The following is an 18758-nucleotide window of genomic DNA, read 5'->3' on the forward strand; positions in this document are numbered from 1 at the left end:
AGCGCGGAATGTGGTCTAGAAACCTGTCCAGTATCCGCCCCTACCCATGCGAAAGGACCACACATGGCCGCTTTCAACAAGATCCTGGTCGCCAACCGCGGTGAGATCGCCATCCGCGTGCTGCGCGCCGCCAATGAGCTGGGCAAGCGCACCGTCGCCGTCTATGCCGAGGAGGACAAGCTGGGCCTCCACCGGTTCAAGGCCGACGAGGCGTATCGCATCGGCGCCGGGCTGGGGCCGGTGCAGGCCTATCTCTCGATCGACGAGATCATCCGCGTGGCCCGCGAAAGCGGCGCCGATGCGATCCATCCGGGCTATGGGTTGCTGTCGGAAAACCCCGCACTGGTGGATGCCTGTGACGCCGCCGGGATCGCCTTCATCGGCCCGCGCGCCGATACCATGCGCGCCCTGGGGGACAAGGCCAGCGCCCGGCGCGTGGCGATTGACGCGGGCGTGCCGGTGATCCCCGCCACCGAAGTGCTGGGCGAGGATATGGACGCCATCCGCGCGCAGGCCGAGGCCATCGGCTTTCCCCTTATGCTCAAGGCCAGCCATGGCGGCGGCGGGCGCGGGATGCGCCCCATCAACGGCGCCGACGAGCTGGAAGCCAAGGTCCGCGAAGGCCGGCGCGAGGCCGAGGCCGCCTTTGGCAATGGCGAGGGCTATCTGGAAAAGATGATCCTGCGCGCCCGCCATGTGGAGGTGCAGCTGCTGGGCGACACGCATGGCAGCCTTTATCACCTTTATGAGCGCGACTGCACCGTGCAGCGGCGCAACCAGAAGGTCGTCGAACGCGCCCCCGCGCCGTATCTCTCCGACGCCCAGCGCGCCGAGGTCTGCGAACTCGCGCTCAAGATCGGCCGCGCCGTGGGCTATCAGAATGCGGGCACGGTCGAATTCCTGATGGATATGGACACGGCCGAGTTCTACTTCATCGAGGTCAACCCCCGCATCCAGGTCGAACACACCGTGACCGAGGAGGTTACGGGCATCGACATCGTCAAGGCGCAGATCCGCATCGCCGAGGGCGCCACCCTGTCCGACGCCACCGGCGCGCCCAGCCAGGGCGATGTGACACTCTCGGGCCATGCCGTGCAGTGCCGGGTGACGACCGAGGACCCGCTCAACAACTTCATCCCCGACTATGGCCGCCTGACTGCCTATCGCTCGGCCACCGGAATGGGCATCCGGCTGGACGGGGGCACCGCCTATGCCGGGGGCGTCATCACCCGCTATTACGATTCGCTGCTGGTCAAGGTCACCGCCTGGGCACCGACGCCCGAGGAATCGATTATCCGCATGGACCGGGCGCTGCGCGAATTCCGCATCCGCGGCGTCAGCACCAATATCGACTTTGTCATCAACCTGCTGAAACACCCGGCGTTTCTGGACTACAGCTACACCACCCGCTTCATCGACAGCACGCCCGAGCTGTTCAACTTCCGCAAGCGGCGCGACCGGGCGACCAAGATCCTGACCTATATCGCCGATATCACCGTGAACGGGCACCCGGAGACCGCAGGCCGCGCCCTGCCGCGCTCGGACCTGAAATTGCCGCAGCCTCCGGCGGCGCAGGGCACGCCCACTGACGGCACCCGCACTCTGCTGGAGCGCGAAGGCCCCAAGGCCGTGGCCGACTGGATGCTGGCGCAGGACCGGCTGCTGATCACCGACACCACCATGCGCGATGCGCCGCAATCGCTCCTGGCCACGCGTATGCGCTCGATCGACATGATCCGGGTGACGCCCGCCTATGCCGCCAATCTGCCGGGGCTGTTCAGTGTCGAATGCTGGGGCGGGGCCACTTTCGATGTGGCTTACCGCTTCCTGCAGGAATGCCCCTGGCAGCGCCTGCGCGACATTCGCGCGCGGCTGCCCAATGTGATGACCCAGATGCTGCTGCGCGGGGCCAATGGCGTGGGCTACACCAACTACCCGGACAATGTGGTGCAGGCCTTCGTGCGTCAGGCCGCCGACACGGGCGTCGATGTGTTCCGCGTGTTCGACAGCCTCAACTGGGTCGAAAACATGCGCTTGGCCATGGATGCGGTACTGGAGACCGGCAAGGTGCTGGAGGGCAGCATCTGCTACACCGGCGATGTGCTGGACCCGGAGCGCGCCAAATATGACCTGAAATACTACGTTGCCATGGGCAAGGAACTGCGCGACGCAGGCGCCCATGTGCTGGGGCTGAAGGACATGGCTGGGCTCTTGAAGCCCGCCGCCGCCCGCGTGCTGGTGAAGGCGCTGAAGGAGGAGGTCGGCCTGCCGGTCCATTTCCACACCCATGACACCAGCGGGCTGGGCGGCGCGTCCATTCTGGCCGCGGCCGAGGCCGGGGTGGATGCCGTCGATTGCGCCATGGATGCGTTTTCCGGCAACACCAGCCAGCCAACCCTGGGCTCCATCGTCGAGGCCCTGCGCCGGACCGAGCGCGACACCGGGCTGGACATCAACGCCATCCGAGCGATCTCGGACTATTGGGAGGAGGTGCGCGCCCATTACGCGGCCTTTGAAACCGGCCAGCAGGCGCCAAGCTCCGAAGTCTATCTGCACGAGATGCCGGGCGGGCAGTTCACCAACCTCAAGGCGCAGGCCCGCAGTCTGGGGCTGGAAGACCGCTGGCATGAGGTCGCGCGCACCTATCGTGACGTGAACATGATGTTCGGTGATATCACCAAGGTCACGCCCAGTTCCAAGGTGATCGGCGACATGGCGCTGATGATGGTCAGTCAGGGGCTGACCCGTGCGGATGTCGAAAACCCCGACAAGGACATGAGCTTCCCCGATTCGGTGATCGAGCTGATGAGCGGCCAGCTTGGCCAGCCCCCCGGCGGCTGGCCCGAGGGCATCCAGAAGCGCATCCTGAAAGGCCGCGCCCCGATCACCGACCGGCCCGGCAAGCATGTGGAACCGGTGGACCTGGAAGAAACCCGCGCGGCGCTTTCAAAGGAACTGGAAGGGCTGAGCATCGATGACGAGGATCTCTGCGGTTATCTGATGTATCCGAAGGTATTCCTGAACTACATGGGCCGCCACCGCATCTATGGCCCGGTCCGCACCCTGCCGACGCGAACGTTCTTCTACGGGATGGAACCGGGCGAGGAGATCTCGGCCGAGATCGACCCGGGCAAGACGCTGGAGATCCGGCTGATCACCCTGGGCGAAACCCAGGATGACGGCGATGTGCGCGTGTTCTTCGAGTTGAACGGTCAGCCGCGCACCGTCCGCGTGCCCAACCGCACGGTCAAGGCCAAGACCGCCCAGCGCGCGAAGGCCGATGCCGCCAACCCGGCCCATCTGGGCGCCCCCATGCCGGGCGCGGTGGCCACCGTCGCCGTCAGCGCCGGGCAAACGGTGAATGCGGGCGATCTGCTGCTGACGATCGAGGCGATGAAGATGGAAACCGGCCTGCACGCCGAACGCGCAGGCACGGTCAAGGCCGTGCATGTCCAACCCGGCGCCCAGATCGACGCCAAGGACCTGCTGATCGAGTTCGAGGAATAGGGCCTTATTCGGTCCGGGCGGCGCGGGGGTCCTTTGTCCGCGTGGCAGGCGCTTTGTGGCCCAGCCCAAACGCCTCGGGGGGCTGTCGCACTGCCAAGGGCCGCCCCTGGACGCCCGGGCCGAAACGCACAGCACCGGAAGGGAGCGCTCCCGCCCCCCGGTCCGCGGCGCGTGCCGCGCCACATCCCGGGCGTTGGGCATGGCAGCGCAGCCCTGGCGGGCTGCGCTGCGGTTGCACCTTATCCGCGATAGCACAGCCTCAGACAGCCTGCGTGACAGCCGCACGGGCCTTGCCCGTGCGGCCCGGCCCAACGCCTGGCCAGTGGCGCGCGGAACGCGCGCTGCGGGCCAGGGGGCGGGAGCCCACCCTTGCCGCTCCGTCGCGCCCGCAAGGGGCTTCCCCCCTGCCCGCGGACCGCCTATATGCCGCCCATGAGCCAGAACCCGCCCAGCCTGCGCCCCGATCTCGCCCCGTCCGCGCGTCTGCCCGATGCCGCCCGCCCCGGCCAGCCGCGCATCGGCATGGTCAGCCTCGGCTGCCCGAAGGCGCTGGTGGACAGCGAGCGCATCCTCACCCGCCTGCGCGCCGAAGGCTATGCCATCAGCCCCGACTACAGCGGCGCCGATGCGGTGATCGTCAACACCTGCGGCTTTCTGGACAGCGCCAAGGCCGAAAGCCTGGACGCCATCGGCGAGGCCCTGCGCGAAAACGGCCGCGTCATTGTCACCGGCTGCCTGGGCGCCGAGCCTGACTATATCACCGGCGCCCACCCCAGGGTTCTGGCCGTCACCGGCCCGCACCAATACGAACAGGTGCTCGATGCTGTCCATGCCGCCGTGCCCCCCAGCCCGGACCCGTTCATCGACCTGCTGCCCGCCTCGGGCGTCAGTCTGACGCCGCGACACTACAGTTATCTGAAGATCTCGGAAGGGTGCAATCACAAGTGCCGCTTCTGCATTATCCCCGACATGCGCGGCCGCCTGCAAAGCCGCCCCGCCCACGCCATCCTGCGCGAGGCCGAGCGCCTGGTCGAGGCCGGGGTGCGCGAGTTGCTGGTGATCAGCCAGGACACCAGTGCCTATGGGCTGGACCTGCGCCACGCCACCGAGCGCGGCCACCGCGCCCATATCACCGATCTGGCGCGCGATCTCGGGGCCTTGGGCGCCTGGGTGCGGCTGCATTACGTCTATCCCTACCCCCATGTGCGCGATCTGATCCCGCTCATGGCCGACGGGCTGGTGCTGCCCTATCTGGACATCCCATTCCAGCACGCCCACCCGGAAACGCTCAAACGCATGGCCCGCCCTGCCGCCGGCGCCAAAACCCTGGATGAGATCGCGCGCTGGCGCGCCATCTGCCCTGAAATCACCCTGCGCTCCACCTTCATCGTCGGCTACCCCGGCGAGACCGAGGCCGAGTTCCAGACCCTTCTGGACTGGCTCGATGAGGCGCAACTGGACCGGGTCGGCTGTTTTCAGTACGAAAACGTCGCCGGCGCCCGCGCCAATGCCCTGCCCGATCATGTCCCGGACGAGGTCAAGCAGGACCGCTGGGACCGGTTCATGCAAAAGGCGCAGGCGATTTCCGCCGCCAAGCTGGCCGCCAAGGTCGGCCAGCGGCTGGAGGTGATCGTCGATGCCGTGGATGATGAAGGCGCCACCTGCCGCACCATGGCCGACGCCCCCGAGATCGACGGCAACCTGTTCATCGATGAGGATTTCGACACGCTGACCCCCGGCGATATCCTGCAGGTCGAGGTTGAAGAGGCCAGCGACTATGACCTCTGGGGGCGGATCCTGCCCGCCAGTTGAGGCTGCAAGCCGAGGTCGGGCGCAGGCTTGAACCCCGCTACCCCGGCAGGCTAAGGACCAGAAACCCCTCGCCAGCCCTAGGACCGCCCATGTCCGACCGCCCCCTAAGCGCCCCTCCTGCCCGCATCCGCCTGCGCCACCGGGCCGAGGATGCGGTGATGGGCGGCCTGATCGGCGTGCTGCTGTGGCTGCCCTATCGCTGGCGGGTGCCTCTGATGGGGGCGATCGCCGCCCGGGTGATCGCGCCGCTGATCGGCTATCGGCGGCGCATTCGCCGGAACCTCGCCCATATCTGCCCCGACCTGCCCCCGGCCGATGTCGAACGCCTAGTGCGCAAGGTGCCGGACAATCTGGGCCGGGCGCTGATCGAACAATTCTCGGGGGCGGAGTTCATGGCCCACGCCGCCGCCCAGCCCATCGGCGGCGCGGGGCTGGAGGCGCTTCTGCAGGCCCATGCCGCAGGCCGCCCCGTGGTGCTGGCCACGGGCCATCTGGGCAACCACTTGGCGGGAATTGCGGCCCTGCGCGCGCGGGGGTTGCAGCCGGGGGGGCTTTACATGCCCATGACCAACCCGGCCGTGAACCGCCGCTATGTCCGCGCGCTGTCGCTGTTCCTGGACCCGGCCTTTCCCCGCGGGCGCGAGGGGCTGGCGCGGATGCTGCGCTTCCTGCGTCAGGGCGGCACCGTGGGCATCCTGACCGATCAGGACATGCCCCATGGCGCGGCGCTGGATTTCATGGGCAAACCCGCCCGCACGGCCCTTTCGGCGGCCGAGATCGCGCTGAAACACAACGCGCTCTTGGTGCCCGGCTACGCGCTGCGCCAGCCTGACGGGCTGAGCTTTCGCATCGTCATCGACCCGCCCATCCCCCACAGCGACCCGGTGACCATGACCCAGGCGCTCAATGACAATCTGGCGGGCCATGTGCGCGGACATATGGACCAGTGGCTCTGGACACATCGGCGCTGGAAGATCTGAAGCCGCCGCGCAGTGTCGCACCCGCAGGGGCGCGCTGGCCATCGCCCCATGCATGCCATATTCAGATGCAAGGATCGCGGCAAATGCCCAAGGCCTGACAACGGATCACCCATGCACACGCCCCAGAACGTCATCATCATCCCCGCGCGCTATGCCTCAAGCCGCTTTCCAGGCAAGGCGCTGGCCCCGTTGCGCGGCCCGGGCGGGCAAAGCCGCAGCCTGATCGAATGGTGCTGGCGCGCGGCGCGGGCGGTGCCGGGGGTGGACGCGATCTGGATCGCCACCGACGATGACCGCATCGCCAATGCGGCGCAGGGCTTCGGGGCGCAGGTGGTGATGACCGCAGAGGCCTGCGAGAACGGGACCGAACGCTGCGCCGATGCGCTGGCGCGGCTGGGCATCGCTCCGCGCACGGTCATCAACCTGCAAGGCGACGCGCCGCTGACGCCACCGTGGTTCGTCTCGGCCCTGATGGACCGCATGGCCCAGGGCGCGCAGGTCGCCACGCCGGTGCTGCCGCTGAGCCACGCCCAGGCCGAACGCCTGCGCGCCGACCGCCACGCCGGGATCGTCGGCGGCACCACGGCTGTGACCGATGCGCAGGGCCGGGCGCTCTATTTCTCCAAGGAGGTGCTGCCCCATGGCGCCCAGGCCGGGCGGATGGAGGTGCTGCTGCATGTGGGCGTCTATGCCTATACCCCCGCCGCGCTGGCCGCCTATGTTGGCAGCGGCCCCTGCAATACCGAACGGGCCGAAGGGCTGGAACAGCTGCGCTTCCTGCACCACGCCATCCCCGTCGATTGCGTCACCGTCGATGCCCGCGGCCGCAGCTTCCACGAGGTCAACAACCCCGGCGATATCGCAACGGTTGAGGCCGGGCTGCGGGCGCTGGAACTGGCATGACGGCGCGGACGGTGCAGGTCGGCCCCGTGCGGCTGGGCAATGACCTGCCCTTCGCGCTGATCGCCGGGCCCTGCCAACTGGAAACCCGCGAGCACGCCCTGCAGATCGCCGAGGCGCTGGCCACCGCCTGCGCGCGGCTGGGCATCCCCTTCATCTTCAAGGCCAGTTTCGACAAGGCCAACCGCACCAGCCTGAACGCCCCGCGCGGCCCGGGGCTGGCGGCGGGTCTGGAGATCCTGGCCGCGCTGCGCGACCGTATTGGCTGCCCGGTGCTGACCGATGTGCATGAGCCCGCCCAATGTGCCCCGGTGGCCGAGGTTGCCGACATCCTCCAGATCCCCGCATTCCTGTGCCGCCAGACGGACCTGCTGCTGGCGGCGGGCCGCAGCGGGCGGGCGGTGCAGGTGAAGAAGGGGCAGTTCCTGGCGCCCGGGGACATGGCGCATGTGGCGGCCAAGATCGCATCCACAGGGAATGACCGGATATTGCTGTGCGAGCGTGGCGCCAGCTTTGGCTACAACATGCTGGTGTCGGACATGCGCGCCCTGCCGATCATGGCGGAAACCGGCTGGCCCGTGGTGTTCGACGCCACCCATTCGGTGCAATTTCCCGGGGGCGCGGGCGGCGCCTCGGGCGGGGATCGCCGCTTTGTCGCCCCGCTGGCCCGCGCCGCACTGGCGGTGGGCTGCGCGGCGCTCTTCATCGAAACCCACCCGGACCCAGAGAGCGCGCCTTCGGACGGGCCGAACATGGTGCCGCTGGACCAGATGCCGGCGCTGCTGGCGCGGCTGAAGGAGTATGACCGGCTGACCAAGGGCGCAGTCTAACCGCCTATTCGGCCCAATGCACAGTCGCCTCGGACAGGATCGCGGCCACGGGGGCCTCGGACGGCGAGAGTTTGCGCGCGCGCTCCAGCGCCTCGCGCTTTTCGGCGCCGGTGATCAGGATATGCAGGTTGAGCGCAGCGCGCAGCACGGGCGCGGTCAGGGTAATACGCGGCTCAGACGCGCCGGGGGCGCGCATGGCCATCAGGGGGGGCGCGTCACTGGCCAGCGCGGCCTCCAGGTTGTCGGCGCCGGGAAAGAGGCTGGCCGTGTGCATATCCGCCCCCATGCCCAAGAGCACCACCGAGACCGGCAGATGCGGGGCCAGCCCCTCGGAAAGCGCATCAAGCGAGTCCTCGGGCGTGGGGGTATCGGCGTATAGCGGGATCAGATGCGCCTTCGCCGCGTGGTTCTGAAACAGCCGCGCCCGCAGCAGCCCGGTGTTCGACCGGGGATGATCCGCCGGCACCCAGCGTTCGTCATTGAGCACCACATGCACCCGGTCCCAGTCCAGATCCACCCCGCTGAGCGTGTCGAACACCGGCCCCGGCGTGGTGCCACCCGGCACAGACAGGCTGACCGTGTCATGCCGGCGCAGGGCCGCGCCAAGTTGCGAGGACAGCTTGTCAGCCAGGCTGAGCATCAGCATGTCCCGGTCCGGGTATTCGATGAACTCCATCACTTGATCTCCCGCCAGCGGCGTCCGTCCCGGTGCATCAGCATCAGCGCATCTTCGGGGCCGGAACCTCCCGGGTCATAGGGTTGGGGCACGTCCGCGCGTTTTTCCCATCCTTCGATCACCGGGTCAATCCAGGCCCAGGCGGCCTCGACCTCATCGCCGCGCATGAACAGGGTCTGATTGCCGCGAATGACGTCCATGATCAAGCGTTCATAGGCATCGGGGATGGGCGCATCGGCGCCCAGCGCCTCGGCGAAGCTCATGTCCAGCGCCACATCCTTCAGCCGCATCCCCCCCGGGCCAGGCTCCTTGATCATCACCCGCAGGTCCATGCCCTCATCCGGTTGCAGGCGGATGACCAGCACGTTTTCCTTCCAGCGCTCGGCCTCGCCAAAGATGGAATGGGGCGGCTCCTTGAAGAAAATCGCGATCTCGGACGCCCGCGCCCGCAGACGCTTGCCGGTGCGCACGAAAAACGGCGTCCCCTTCCAGCGCCAGTTCGAGATGTGCAACTTCATGGCCACAAAGGTCTCGGTCCGGCTGTCGGGGTTTTCGACCTCGTCGGTATAGGCTTGCCCGCCATTGCCGCCATACTGGCCGCGCACCACATCGCCAGGGCCCACCGGATCCAGCGCGCGAATGACCTTGAGCTTTTCGTCGCGCATGGCATCGGGTTCGAACCTGTGGGGCGGTTCCATGGCGATCAGGCACAGAAGCTGCATCAGATGGTTCTGCACCATGTCCCGCATGGCGCCCGAGCGGTCATAATATCCCCCGCGCCCGCTGACGCCGACGGTTTCGGCCACGGTGATCTGCACATGGTCTATGAATTGCGCGTTCCAGAGCGGCTCGAACAGGATATTGGCAAAGCGCACCGCCATCAGGTTCTGAACCGTCTCCTTGCCCAGATAATGATCGATCCGGTAGATCTGGCCTTCGTCAAAAAAGGCCGCCAGCGTGGCATTCAGCGCATGGGCCGAGGCAAGGTCATGGCCAAATGGCTTTTCGATGACGATCCGGCTTTCTGGCGTGGCAATGCCGTGATGGTGCAGCCGTTCGGCCAGATCGCCAAAGAGCGACGGGCCGACCGAGAAATAGAAGGCGCGCACCGTATCATCGCGGATCAGCGCGGCCAGTTCAGGCCAGCCATCCGCGCCCGCGGCTTCAATGCGCACATAGGCCAGCATGTCCAGAAAACCGGGCAGGCGATCATCGCGCAGTTCCGCTTCGGTCACGAATTCGGCCAGGGCTTCGCGGACAAACCCGGCGAAGCCGTCCGGCGCGAAATCGCTGCGCGCAGCCCCGATGATCTTCGACCCCGCGGGGATCTGCCCGTCCAGCCAGCGCCGGTACAAGCCGGGCAAAATCTTGCGGCGTGCCAGATCCCCCGTGGCCCCAAAGATCACCAGGTCAAAACGATCGACGGGAATGACGCGTGATACCATTCGATCCTCTTTCTCCCCAGGCGCCGCGACTCATGACAGCATCGGTGAAACATCCGCAGTTGACCAGCCGCTCTGGCCCGAACCGGCGAAACAGCGCCAGCAGGGCCGCTGTTAGCGCTACCAGCACTTTCGCCAATGCGATAGTGGGAAATCGGCGCCGTGTCCACCCCACCCCTGGCGTCAAAGCAGGTCAAGGTCGGCGTGACCAACCGCACCGGCTGGCAGACAAGCTTTCGGTGCGAATGGCGCTCAATGCCCCGGGTCGGTTCCTGAACTGTGCCCGGCGGGCGAAAGGCGGCGCCGGGACCCGCAGGGTCAGGCGTCCAGCTCGCTGTCCCAGTACAGGTAATCCAGCCAGCTTTCATGCAGATGGTTGGGCGGGAAACGGCGGCCGATATTGCGCAGCTCTTCGGACCCGGGCTCACGCGGGGCCTTGCGCAGCCGCAAACCCGAGTTGCGCAACGACTTGGAGCCCTTGCGCAAGTTGCACGGGGCGCAGGCCGCGACCACATTCTCCCAGCTTGTCACCCCGCCCAGCGCGCGCGGAATCACATGGTCAAAGGTCAGGTCATGCCGGGCGCCGCAATACTGGCAGGCAAATTCATCACGCAGGAACAGGTTGAAGCGCGTGAAGGCCGCACGCTTGCGCGGGCGCACATATTCGCGCAGCACCACCACCGAAGGCACGCGGATTTCCATCCGCTGGCTGCGCACCACATGATCATATTCCGCAAGGATATCCACCCGGTCCAGGAACGCGGCCTTGACCGCATCCTGCCAGGGCCAGAGCGACAGCGGGTAATAGGAGAGCGGGCGATAATCCGCGTTCAGGACAAGCGCCGGGAAATGACGCATCCCCACCGGATCCCGCACAAAAGCTTCTCTGAACGCACCATCCATAGCACCGCCTCGCCTGGGGGGCGCGGGCGCGATGCGGATTTGGGGCATGCATCGGCAAGCGCCTTGCCATCTTGACTATAAGGTGTCCCCGCAGTCAGGCAAGCCTGTCAAGTATTTTGGGCCACCGATGGTGGGTGTACAGGCAAAACGCTACAATATTGTGATGGCGGCGCCGGGAATTCGCCCCCGGCACCATGACGCCCGATCAGGCGTGGATGGGCCCGTCGCCGCAGGCAAAGGCGGCCTCGCGCACGGCCTCGGAATAGGTCGGATGCGCGTGGCAGGTCAGAGCGATATCCTCGGCCGAGGCACCGAACTGCATGGCCACGCAGATCTCGTGGATCATGTCCCCGGCATAGGGCCCGATGATATGCGCGCCCAACAGGCGGTCGGTCTCCTTGTCGGCCAGCAGCTTGACGAAGCCATCAGCCTGGAAGTTGGCCTTGGCGCGGCCATTGGACATGAAGCTGATCTTGCCCACCTTGTAGGCGCGGCCCGCGTCCTTGAGGGTCTCCTCGGTTTCGCCGACCGAGGCGACCTCGGGCGCGGTGTAGATCACACCGGGGACCAGATCATAATTAACATGCCCCGCATGACCGGCGATGATTTCCGCCACGGCGTGACCGTCATCCATCGCCTTGTGGGCAAGCATCGGCCCTTCGATGGCATCGCCGATGGCATGGATGCCGTCCACGCTGGTTCGGAACTGCCGGTCGGTCGCGATCTGCCCGCGCTCCGTCATCTTGACGCCCAGCTCCGTCAGCCCCAGCCCGTCCACGAAGGGCCGCCGCCCGGTGGCCAGCAAAACCACATCGGCATCAATGGTGTGTTCGCTGTCATCCTTGCGCAGGGCATATGTGACCTTGGCCTTGGTCTTCAACGCCTCGGCGCCCTGCACGGCGGCGCCGGTTATGATCTCCATCCCCTGCTTCTTCAACAGCCGCTGGAAGGTCTTGGCGACCTCACCATCGCTGCCGGGAATGATCCGGTCCAGATACTCCAGCACCGTGACCTCAGCGCCCAGACGGGCATAGACCGAGCCCATCTCCAGCCCGATCACCCCACCGCCAATGACGATCATCCTTTTCGGGATCTTGCCCAGCTCCAATGCCCCGGTCGAGGTGACGATGGTTTTCTCATCGACCTCCACCCCCTTCAACGGGCTGGATTCGGACCCGCTGGCGATGACGATATGCTTGGCCTCATGGGTGTCATCGCCCACCTTGACCTTGCCCGGCGCGGGGATGGAGGCCCAGCCCTTGATCCAGTCCACCTTGTTCTTCTTGAACAGGAATTCGATCCCCTTGGTGTTCTGGCCGATAACGTCATCCTTGTAGGCCAGCATTCCTTTCCAATCGACCTTGGGCTTCGCACTGCCCAGCCCCATCTTCTCGAAATTATGCTCAGCCTCGTGCAGCATATGGGTGGCGTGCAACAGCGCCTTGGAGGGGATGCAGCCGACATTCAGGCAGGTGCCGCCCAGAGTCTCGCGCCCTTCGACGCAAGCGACCTTCAAGCCAAGCTGCGCGGCGCGGATAGCACAGACATAGCCGCCGGGGCCTGAACCGATGACGATGAGATCATAGGACATGGAGGTCTCCTTTGCAGGTGGGGTCAATGGGGGCTGTCCGCCCCCCGCGCCCGTGCCGGGCGCTCCCCCCGAGAGTATTTTGGGCAAGAAAATGAGGCATCAGAACAGCGCGGACAAGAGCATGGCAAGGGTGGCGAAGAAGCCGACCGCCCAGATAATGGAACGCCCCGGCACCCAGCCAAAGGCATAGGCCGGGATATAGAGGGCGCGGGCGCCCAGGTAGGCCCAGGCGCAGGCAACGGTGAAGGCGCTGGACTGGCCCGTCAGGGTGACAATCAGGACGGCGGGGGTGAAGAGAATGAGCGCCTCGAAATGGTTGTTCAGTGCGCGCAGCAGGCGGGCGGGGATGCCGGTGAGCGGTTTGTGCTCGTCACGCGGCGAGGTGGTGTAGCGGGTGCCGAGTTGCAGGTTGGCGGTGACCGAGAGCAGGACGTATTGCACGACCTGCAACAGCAGCGCGAGGGTGAGAGCGGTGAGTTCGGGGGTCATGGTCAAGATCCAACAGATTTGGTGAATCCACCGAGAAAACCACCAACGAGTTCGCCTGCCCTCCAAAACCCGTTAGACGGGTCTGATTTGACCAGGGCGGCCCCAAGACGATCCTCAGACGCGCCAATCGAAACTACCTGACCCATCAACTGAAAGCCGTAGGCTGTTAGGCTGGGATTGTAGATATACAAATCATCAATGCCAGGCTCCCTTCCAATTGGATCAACTGTCACCCGTTCAGCACGAACAATTCCCTCTGCAACCAGCCACTTGAAACACGCAGCAAAGAACCGCAGTCGGTCGGATGGCAATTCCAATGTCGCGAACTTCATATCACCGCCTTGGATTCCACGCGACAACAGAACTTGCAGTATCCGTGCAATGACCTCTTCGCTCAGGGATATCTGCTCCCTGTCCATCACAAATCCATCAGCAGCCGCCGGGGATCCTCCAGCGCCTCTTTCACGCGCACGAGGAAGGTCACGGCCCCTTTCCCATCCACGATCCGGTGGTCATAAGACAGCGCCAGATACATCATCGGGCGGGCGACGATCTGGCCCTTCACCACCATCGGGCGCTCCTGGATCTTGTGCATGCCCAGAATGCCTGACTGCGGGGGGTTCAGGATGGGCGAGGACATGAGCGAGCCATAGACGCCCCCGTTCGAGATGGTGAAACTGCCGCCCTGCATCTCGGCCATTGACAGCTTTCCGTCTCGGGCGCGCAGGCCCAGTTCGGCGATCTTCTTCTCGATCGCCGCAAAACCCATCTTGTCGGCATCACGGACCACCGGCACCACCAGCCCCGACGGCGTGCCCACGGCCACACCCATATGGACGTAATTCTTGTACACCACATCGGTCCCGTCGATTTCGGCATTGACCTCGGGCACCTCGGTCAGGGCGTGGCAACAGGCCTTTACGAAAAAGGACATGAAGCCCAATTTCACGCCATGTTTCTTCTCGAACAGGTCCTTGTATTCCTTGCGCAAATCCATGACCGCGCCCATGTCCACCTCGTTATAGGTGGTCAGCATGGCGGCCGTGTTCTGCGCATCCTTCAGACGGCGCGCGATGGTCTGGCGCAGGCGGGTCATCTTTACCCGTTCCTCGCGCGCGGCATCCTCGGCGGGGACCGGGGCGCGGGCGGCGGGGGCACGCGGGGCGGGCGCGGTCGGGGCAGGCGCAGCCTGAGCCGCCGGGGCCGCGTCCGCGTTGGCGATGGCCTTTTGCACGTCTTCCTTCATGATCCGCCCGTCGCGGCCGGTGGCCGTTACCTGATCGCGGCCGATGCCCTTTTCTGCCATCAGCTTGCGGGCCGCAGGGGCGTCCTCGACATCCTTGCCGCTCCCCTGTGCCGCGGGCGCCGTTTCCTCCGAAGCCGGTTTCCCGGCCTTCGCGGCACCCTTGCCCGAGGCTGAAATGACCGCCAGCCTTGCGCCGGCTGCGACTGTGCTCCCATCCTCGGCCAGGATCTCGCTCAACGTACCGGCGGCGGGGGCCGGGACTTCAACGCTGACCTTGTCGGTTTCCAGTTCGCACAGCATTTCGTCAGCCTCGACCGCGTCGCCGACCTTCTTGAACCAGGTGGCGACCGTGGCCTCGGTCACGCTTTCGCCCAGGGCGGGCACCATGACGTCCACCGCGTCACCGGCCGTATCTGCTTCCTCTGCGTCGGCTTCCGCCTTTTCTTCGGACGGCCGTGGCTGCGGCGTTTCGGATCCGGCCTGCCCGGCTTCGGAAATCACTGCCAGCAACGCATCGACCCCCACGGTCTCGCCTTCGGCGGCGACGATATCGGCCAGTTTCCCGGCAGCCGGCGATGGCACTTCGACCGTCACCTTGTCGGTCTCCAACTCGCACAGCATTTCGTCTTCGGCCACGGAATCCCCGGGCTTCTTGAACCAGGTTGCAACAGTGGCTTCGGTGACGCTTTCGCCCAGGGTGGGCACTCGGACTTCGGTGGACATGCGGATTACCCTTCGATCGTCAGCGCTTCGTTCACAAGCGCCTCTTGCTGTTTCTTGTGCTGGCTGGCCAGCCCGGTGGCGGGCGAGGCCGTGGCCGGACGGCCGACATAGGACGGGCGCTTCGACCGGGTTTCGATCCGGCTGAGCACCCATTCGATATTCGGCTCGATATAGCTCCAGGCGCCCTGGTTCTTCGGCTCTTCCTGGCACCAGATCACATCGGCATTGCCGAAGCGCTCCAGTTCCTTGAGCATCGACATGGCCGGGAAGGGATAGAACTGTTCCACGCGCAGCAGATAGATGTCATCGATCCCGCGGGCGTCGCGCTCCTCCAGCAGGTCGAAATACACCTTGCCGGAACAGCAGACCACACGGCGGATCTTGTCATCGGCCTTCAGCTTGGTGTCGCTGTTGCCCTTTTCGGCGTCATCCCACAGCACCCGGTGGAAGCTGGCACCGTCGATGAAATCGTCGGCCTGGGAAATGCACAGCTTGTGGCGCAGCAGCGACTTCGGCGTCATCAGCACCAGCGGCTTGCGATAGCTGCGGTGCACCTGTCGGCGCAGGATGTGGAAGTAATTCGCCGGCGTGGTGCAATTGGCGACGATCCAGTTGTCCTGCGCGCATTGCTGCAGGAACCGCTCCAGCCGGGCGCTGGAATGTTCCGGCCCCTGCCCTTCGAACCCGTGCGGCAGCAGCATCACCAGCCCCGACATCCGCAGCCATTTGCTTTCGCCCGAGCTGATGAACTGGTCGAACATGATCTGCGCGCCATTGGCGAAATCGCCGAACTGGGCTTCCCACATCACCAGCGCGTTGGGTTCGGCAAGCGAATAGCCGTATTCGAAGCCCAGCACCGCATATTCGGACAGCATCGAGTCGATCACCTCATAGCGCGACTGCCCGGGCTTGATAGTGTTGAGCGGGTAGAAGCGTTCCTCGGTTTCCTGATCCACCAGGGCCGAATGCCGCTGGCTGAAGGTGCCCCGCGTGCTGTCCTGCCCGGACAGGCGCACCGGATAGCCCTCGGTCAACAAAGAGCCGAAGGCCAGCGCCTCGGCAGTGGCCCAGTCAAAGCCCTTGCCGGTTTCGAACATGGTCTTCTTGGTTTCCAGAAGCCGCGCCACGGTGCGGTGGATGTTGAACCCTTCGGGATAAGCGGTCAGCGCGCGGCCAACCTCATCCATGGTGTCCTTTGAAATCCAGGTCTCGCCGCGCTGGTATTCCTCGCCCTTGCGGTTCAGATGCGACCAGCGCCCGTCCAGCCAGTCGGCCTTGTTGGGCTTGAAGGTCTTGCCGGACTCGAATTCCTCGTTCAGATGCGCCTGGAAGGCGGCCTTCATATCCTCGATCTCGCCCTCCGGGATCAGGCCGTCCTGCACCAGCCGTTCGGTGTAAAGCTGCAGCGTTGTCTTGTGCTTCTTGATCCGGTTGTACATCACCGGGTTGGTGAACATGGGCTCATCGCCCTCGTTATGGCCGAAGCGGCGATAACAGAAGATATCGATCACCACGTCCTTCAGGAATTTCTGCCGGAACTCTGTGGCCACGCGGGCAGCATGGACCACCGCTTCGGGGTCGTCGCCATTGACGTGGAAGATCGGTGCCTCGACCATCAGCGCGATATCGGTCGGATACGGGCTGGAACGGCTGAAATGCGGCGCCGTGGTAAAGCCGATCTGGTTGTTGACGATGATATGGATGGTGCCGCCGGTGCGGTGCCCCTTCAGCCCCGAAAGGCCCAGGCCCTCGGCCACCACACCCTGCCCGGCAAAGGCCGCATCACCGTGCAACAGGATGCCCAGCACCTGACGGCGTTCGGTGTCGCCCATCTGATCCTGCTTGGCACGCACCTTGCCCAGCACCACCGGGTTCACCGCCTCCAGATGCGAGGGGTTGGCGGTCAGCGACAGGTGCACGCTGTTGCCATCAAATTCGCGGTCGCTGGAGGCGCCAAGGTGATATTTCACATCGCCCGAACCATCCACATCCTCAGGCTTGAAGCTGCCGCCCTGGAACTCGTTGAAAATGGCGCGATAGGGCTTGTTCATCACATTCGCCAGCACCGACAGCCGCCCGCGATGCGGCATCCCGATGGCGATTTCCTTGACCCCCAGGGCGCCGCCGCGCTTGATGATCTGCTCCATGGCGGGGATCACCGCCTCGCCCCCGTCAAGGCCAAACCGCTTGGTGCCCATGTATTTGACATGCAGGAATTTCTCGAATCCCTCGGCCTCGACCAGCTTGTTCAGGATCGCCTTGCGCCCGGTCTTGGTGAACTGGATTTCCTTGCCAAAGCCTTCGATCCGCTCCTTCAGCCATGCGGCTTGCTCAGGATCGGAAATATGCATGAACTGCAGCGCGAAAGTGCCGCAATAGGTGCGTTTCAGGATATCCACGATCTCGCGCATCGAGGCCATTTCCAGCCCCAGCACATTGTCGATGAAGATCGGCCGGTCCATGTCGGCATCGGTAAACCCGTAGGATTTCGGATCCAGCTCTGGGTGCGGGGTTTCATCGCGCATGCCCAGCGGGTCCAGTTCGGCCACCAGATGGCCGCGGATGCGATAGGCGCGGATGACCATCAGCGCGCGCACGGAATCGAGCACCGCGCGGCGGACCTGATCCTCGGTCAGCTCCACCCCCTTGTCGCTGGCCTTGGCCTTCAGCTTCTCGGCCGCGGATACCGCTTCGGCCCGGGGCACGGGTTGCGGCCATTCGCCGGTCAGCGCCGAGGTCAGCTCATCAGCAGGGGTCGGCGGCCAGTCCTGGCGCGCCCAGCTGGGACCGCTGGCCTGGGCGCGCACATCGGCATCTTCCTCGGCAAGGCTGTCAAAGAAGGCTGCCCAGGCCGCGTCTACCGAAGACGGATCCTGCGCATAGCGGGCATGAAGCTGATCCACATAGGCCGCGTTCGCGCCCTGCAGGAAGCTGGAAGCATGGAACTGGTCGTTGGGGCTTTGTTCGGTCATGGATGCACCCTTGCGGTACGGGAAACGAAGTCAGAGGTCGGAAAACAGGGACAGGATAACGCCATCATCGGACACGCGGTTCCGGGCCGTAGCGGTTGGGGCCGCGCTGGCTTGGCTTGATCATCCACCAGACGATTACCGCCCCGGCGATGACCTGTGCCAGCATGAACAGGCCGATCAGCGCCGGGGACAGGTCACCCCCCAGCCCCTGCCCGGGCGGCGGCGCGACAACCGAGGCACCTTCGGGCGCGATCTGCGCCGGGGCCGATCCGATCACCACCCAGGTCAGCACGGTGACCGCCACGGGGATCAGCAGATACCACCCCGGACGGCCCGTATCCTGCAAGCGCCGCCAGCCCACGGTAAGGAACGGAACGAAGATCAGGATCTGGAAAAACCGCAAAACCAGCCCGGATTGCCCCAGCACAGCGGTCTCCAGCGCACCGATCACGGTCGCGCCGACAAAGACAAAGGCAAAGAACCACCAATATTCCGGACGGCGCGCCCGCCCGGAAAAATTGAAGGCCTCGATAAAGCCGGACTTGACGGCGGTAACCGGGCTCATGGCGTCTCCTCCCTCCCCTAGGTTAGCACAAGACCGCGCGGGCTACTTCCCCATTGCCTTGAGGACGGCTTCTCCGAGGGTTGCGGGGCTGTCTGCGACGGTTATGCCTGCGGCTTTCATGG

Annotated in this window: 14 protein-coding genes; 5 read left to right on the forward strand and 9 right to left on the reverse strand. The window is 65.4% G+C overall.

The window, feature by feature from the left end; all coding sequences use genetic code 11:
- Positions 1-63: 63 nt before the first annotated feature.
- The 5 genes from HUK65_RS14845 to kdsA all read left to right on the forward strand — a co-directional run bounded on the left by HUK65_RS14845 (position 64) and on the right by kdsA (position 8029).
- The gene (locus HUK65_RS14845) at positions 64-3507 is read left to right on the forward strand and encodes a pyruvate carboxylase (RefSeq protein ID WP_179907057.1); all 3444 of its coding nucleotides are present in this window, start codon (positions 64-66) and stop codon (positions 3505-3507) included.
- Positions 3508-3939: 432 nt separating this feature from the next.
- The gene (gene rimO, locus HUK65_RS14850) at positions 3940-5319 is read left to right on the forward strand and encodes a 30S ribosomal protein S12 methylthiotransferase RimO (protein WP_179907058.1); all 1380 of its coding nucleotides are present in this window, start codon (positions 3940-3942) and stop codon (positions 5317-5319) included.
- Between the two features lie 89 nt (positions 5320-5408).
- Positions 5409-6299, forward strand: a complete 891-nt coding sequence (locus tag HUK65_RS14855; protein ID WP_179907059.1) for a lysophospholipid acyltransferase family protein — start codon at positions 5409-5411, stop codon at positions 6297-6299.
- 111 nt (positions 6300-6410) lie between these two features.
- Complete coding sequence (locus tag HUK65_RS14860; protein ID WP_179907060.1) at positions 6411-7202, forward strand: 3-deoxy-manno-octulosonate cytidylyltransferase; 792 nt, start codon at positions 6411-6413, stop codon at positions 7200-7202.
- Positions 7199-8029, forward strand: coding sequence for a 3-deoxy-8-phosphooctulonate synthase (gene kdsA / locus HUK65_RS14865; protein WP_179907061.1), 831 nt, complete (start codon positions 7199-7201; stop codon positions 8027-8029). The genes HUK65_RS14860 and kdsA overlap by 4 nt, the downstream gene beginning before the upstream one ends.
- Positions 8030-8033: 4 nt before the next feature.
- Here the strand turns inward: kdsA and pgl are convergent, their stop codons facing one another.
- The 9 genes from pgl to HUK65_RS14910 all read right to left on the reverse strand — a co-directional run bounded on the left by pgl (position 8034) and on the right by HUK65_RS14910 (position 18636).
- Positions 8034-8705, reverse strand: coding sequence for a 6-phosphogluconolactonase (gene pgl, locus HUK65_RS14870; RefSeq protein ID WP_179907062.1), 672 nt, complete (start codon positions 8703-8705; stop codon positions 8034-8036).
- Positions 8705-10150, reverse strand: a complete 1446-nt coding sequence (zwf, locus tag HUK65_RS14875; protein WP_179907063.1) for a glucose-6-phosphate dehydrogenase — start codon at positions 10148-10150, stop codon at positions 8705-8707. The genes pgl and zwf overlap by 1 nt, the downstream gene beginning before the upstream one ends.
- A 315-nt stretch (positions 10151-10465) precedes the next feature.
- The gene (locus tag HUK65_RS14880) at positions 10466-11050 is read right to left on the reverse strand and encodes an HNH endonuclease (RefSeq protein WP_179907064.1); all 585 of its coding nucleotides are present in this window, start codon (positions 11048-11050) and stop codon (positions 10466-10468) included.
- 205 nt (positions 11051-11255) lie between these two features.
- A complete protein-coding gene (lpdA, locus tag HUK65_RS14885; RefSeq protein WP_179907065.1) occupies positions 11256-12641 on the reverse strand; it encodes a dihydrolipoyl dehydrogenase in 1386 nt (461 codons plus the stop codon).
- A 99-nt stretch (positions 12642-12740) separates the two neighbouring features.
- Positions 12741-13130, reverse strand: coding sequence for an MAPEG family protein (locus tag HUK65_RS14890; RefSeq protein WP_179907066.1), 390 nt, complete (start codon positions 13128-13130; stop codon positions 12741-12743).
- Positions 13131-13132: 2 nt separating this feature from the next.
- The gene (locus HUK65_RS14895; protein ID WP_179907067.1) at positions 13133-13549 is read right to left on the reverse strand and encodes a hypothetical protein; all 417 of its coding nucleotides are present in this window, start codon (positions 13547-13549) and stop codon (positions 13133-13135) included.
- Positions 13549-15099, reverse strand: a complete 1551-nt coding sequence (gene odhB / locus HUK65_RS14900; protein ID WP_179907068.1) for a 2-oxoglutarate dehydrogenase complex dihydrolipoyllysine-residue succinyltransferase — start codon at positions 15097-15099, stop codon at positions 13549-13551. Before odhB ends, HUK65_RS14895 begins: the two co-directional genes overlap by 1 nt.
- Positions 15100-15104: 5 nt before the next feature.
- The gene (locus HUK65_RS14905) at positions 15105-18071 is read right to left on the reverse strand and encodes a 2-oxoglutarate dehydrogenase E1 component (RefSeq protein ID WP_179907069.1); all 2967 of its coding nucleotides are present in this window, start codon (positions 18069-18071) and stop codon (positions 15105-15107) included.
- 64 nt (positions 18072-18135) lie between these two features.
- The gene (locus HUK65_RS14910) at positions 18136-18636 is read right to left on the reverse strand and encodes a DUF805 domain-containing protein (protein WP_179907070.1); all 501 of its coding nucleotides are present in this window, start codon (positions 18634-18636) and stop codon (positions 18136-18138) included.
- Between the last annotated feature and the right edge of the window lie 122 nt (positions 18637-18758).

Origin of the sequence: Rhabdonatronobacter sediminivivens, from assembly GCF_013415485.1 — a bacterium.
In the GTDB taxonomy this organism is placed as follows: Bacteria; Pseudomonadota; Alphaproteobacteria; order Rhodobacterales; family Rhodobacteraceae; genus Rhabdonatronobacter; species Rhabdonatronobacter sediminivivens.

What these genes read in the sequence shown, in the direction of transcription:
- HUK65_RS14845 (WP_179907057.1), top strand. Translation starts at nt 64, where the DNA reads ATGGCCGCTTTCAACAAGATCCTGGTCGCCAACCGCGGTGAGATCGCC.
- rimO (WP_179907058.1), top strand. Translation starts at nt 3,940, where the DNA reads ATGAGCCAGAACCCGCCCAGCCTGCGCCCCGATCTCGCCCCGTCCGCG.
- HUK65_RS14855 (WP_179907059.1), top strand. Translation starts at nt 5,409, where the DNA reads ATGTCCGACCGCCCCCTAAGCGCCCCTCCTGCCCGCATCCGCCTGCGC.
- HUK65_RS14860 (WP_179907060.1), top strand. Translation starts at nt 6,411, where the DNA reads ATGCACACGCCCCAGAACGTCATCATCATCCCCGCGCGCTATGCCTCA.
- kdsA (WP_179907061.1), top strand. Translation starts at nt 7,199, where the DNA reads ATGACGGCGCGGACGGTGCAGGTCGGCCCCGTGCGGCTGGGCAATGAC.
- pgl (WP_179907062.1), bottom strand. Translation starts at nt 8,705, where the DNA reads ATGGAGTTCATCGAATACCCGGACCGGGACATGCTGATGCTCAGCCTG.
- zwf (WP_179907063.1), bottom strand. Translation starts at nt 10,150, where the DNA reads ATGGTATCACGCGTCATTCCCGTCGATCGTTTTGACCTGGTGATCTTT.
- HUK65_RS14880 (WP_179907064.1), bottom strand. Translation starts at nt 11,050, where the DNA reads ATGGATGGTGCGTTCAGAGAAGCTTTTGTGCGGGATCCGGTGGGGATG.
- lpdA (WP_179907065.1), bottom strand. Translation starts at nt 12,641, where the DNA reads ATGTCCTATGATCTCATCGTCATCGGTTCAGGCCCCGGCGGCTATGTC.
- HUK65_RS14890 (WP_179907066.1), bottom strand. Translation starts at nt 13,130, where the DNA reads ATGACCCCCGAACTCACCGCTCTCACCCTCGCGCTGCTGTTGCAGGTC.
- HUK65_RS14895 (WP_179907067.1), bottom strand. Translation starts at nt 13,549, where the DNA reads ATGGACAGGGAGCAGATATCCCTGAGCGAAGAGGTCATTGCACGGATA.
- odhB (WP_179907068.1), bottom strand. Translation starts at nt 15,099, where the DNA reads ATGTCCACCGAAGTCCGAGTGCCCACCCTGGGCGAAAGCGTCACCGAA.
- HUK65_RS14905 (WP_179907069.1), bottom strand. Translation starts at nt 18,071, where the DNA reads ATGACCGAACAAAGCCCCAACGACCAGTTCCATGCTTCCAGCTTCCTG.
- HUK65_RS14910 (WP_179907070.1), bottom strand. Translation starts at nt 18,636, where the DNA reads ATGAGCCCGGTTACCGCCGTCAAGTCCGGCTTTATCGAGGCCTTCAAT.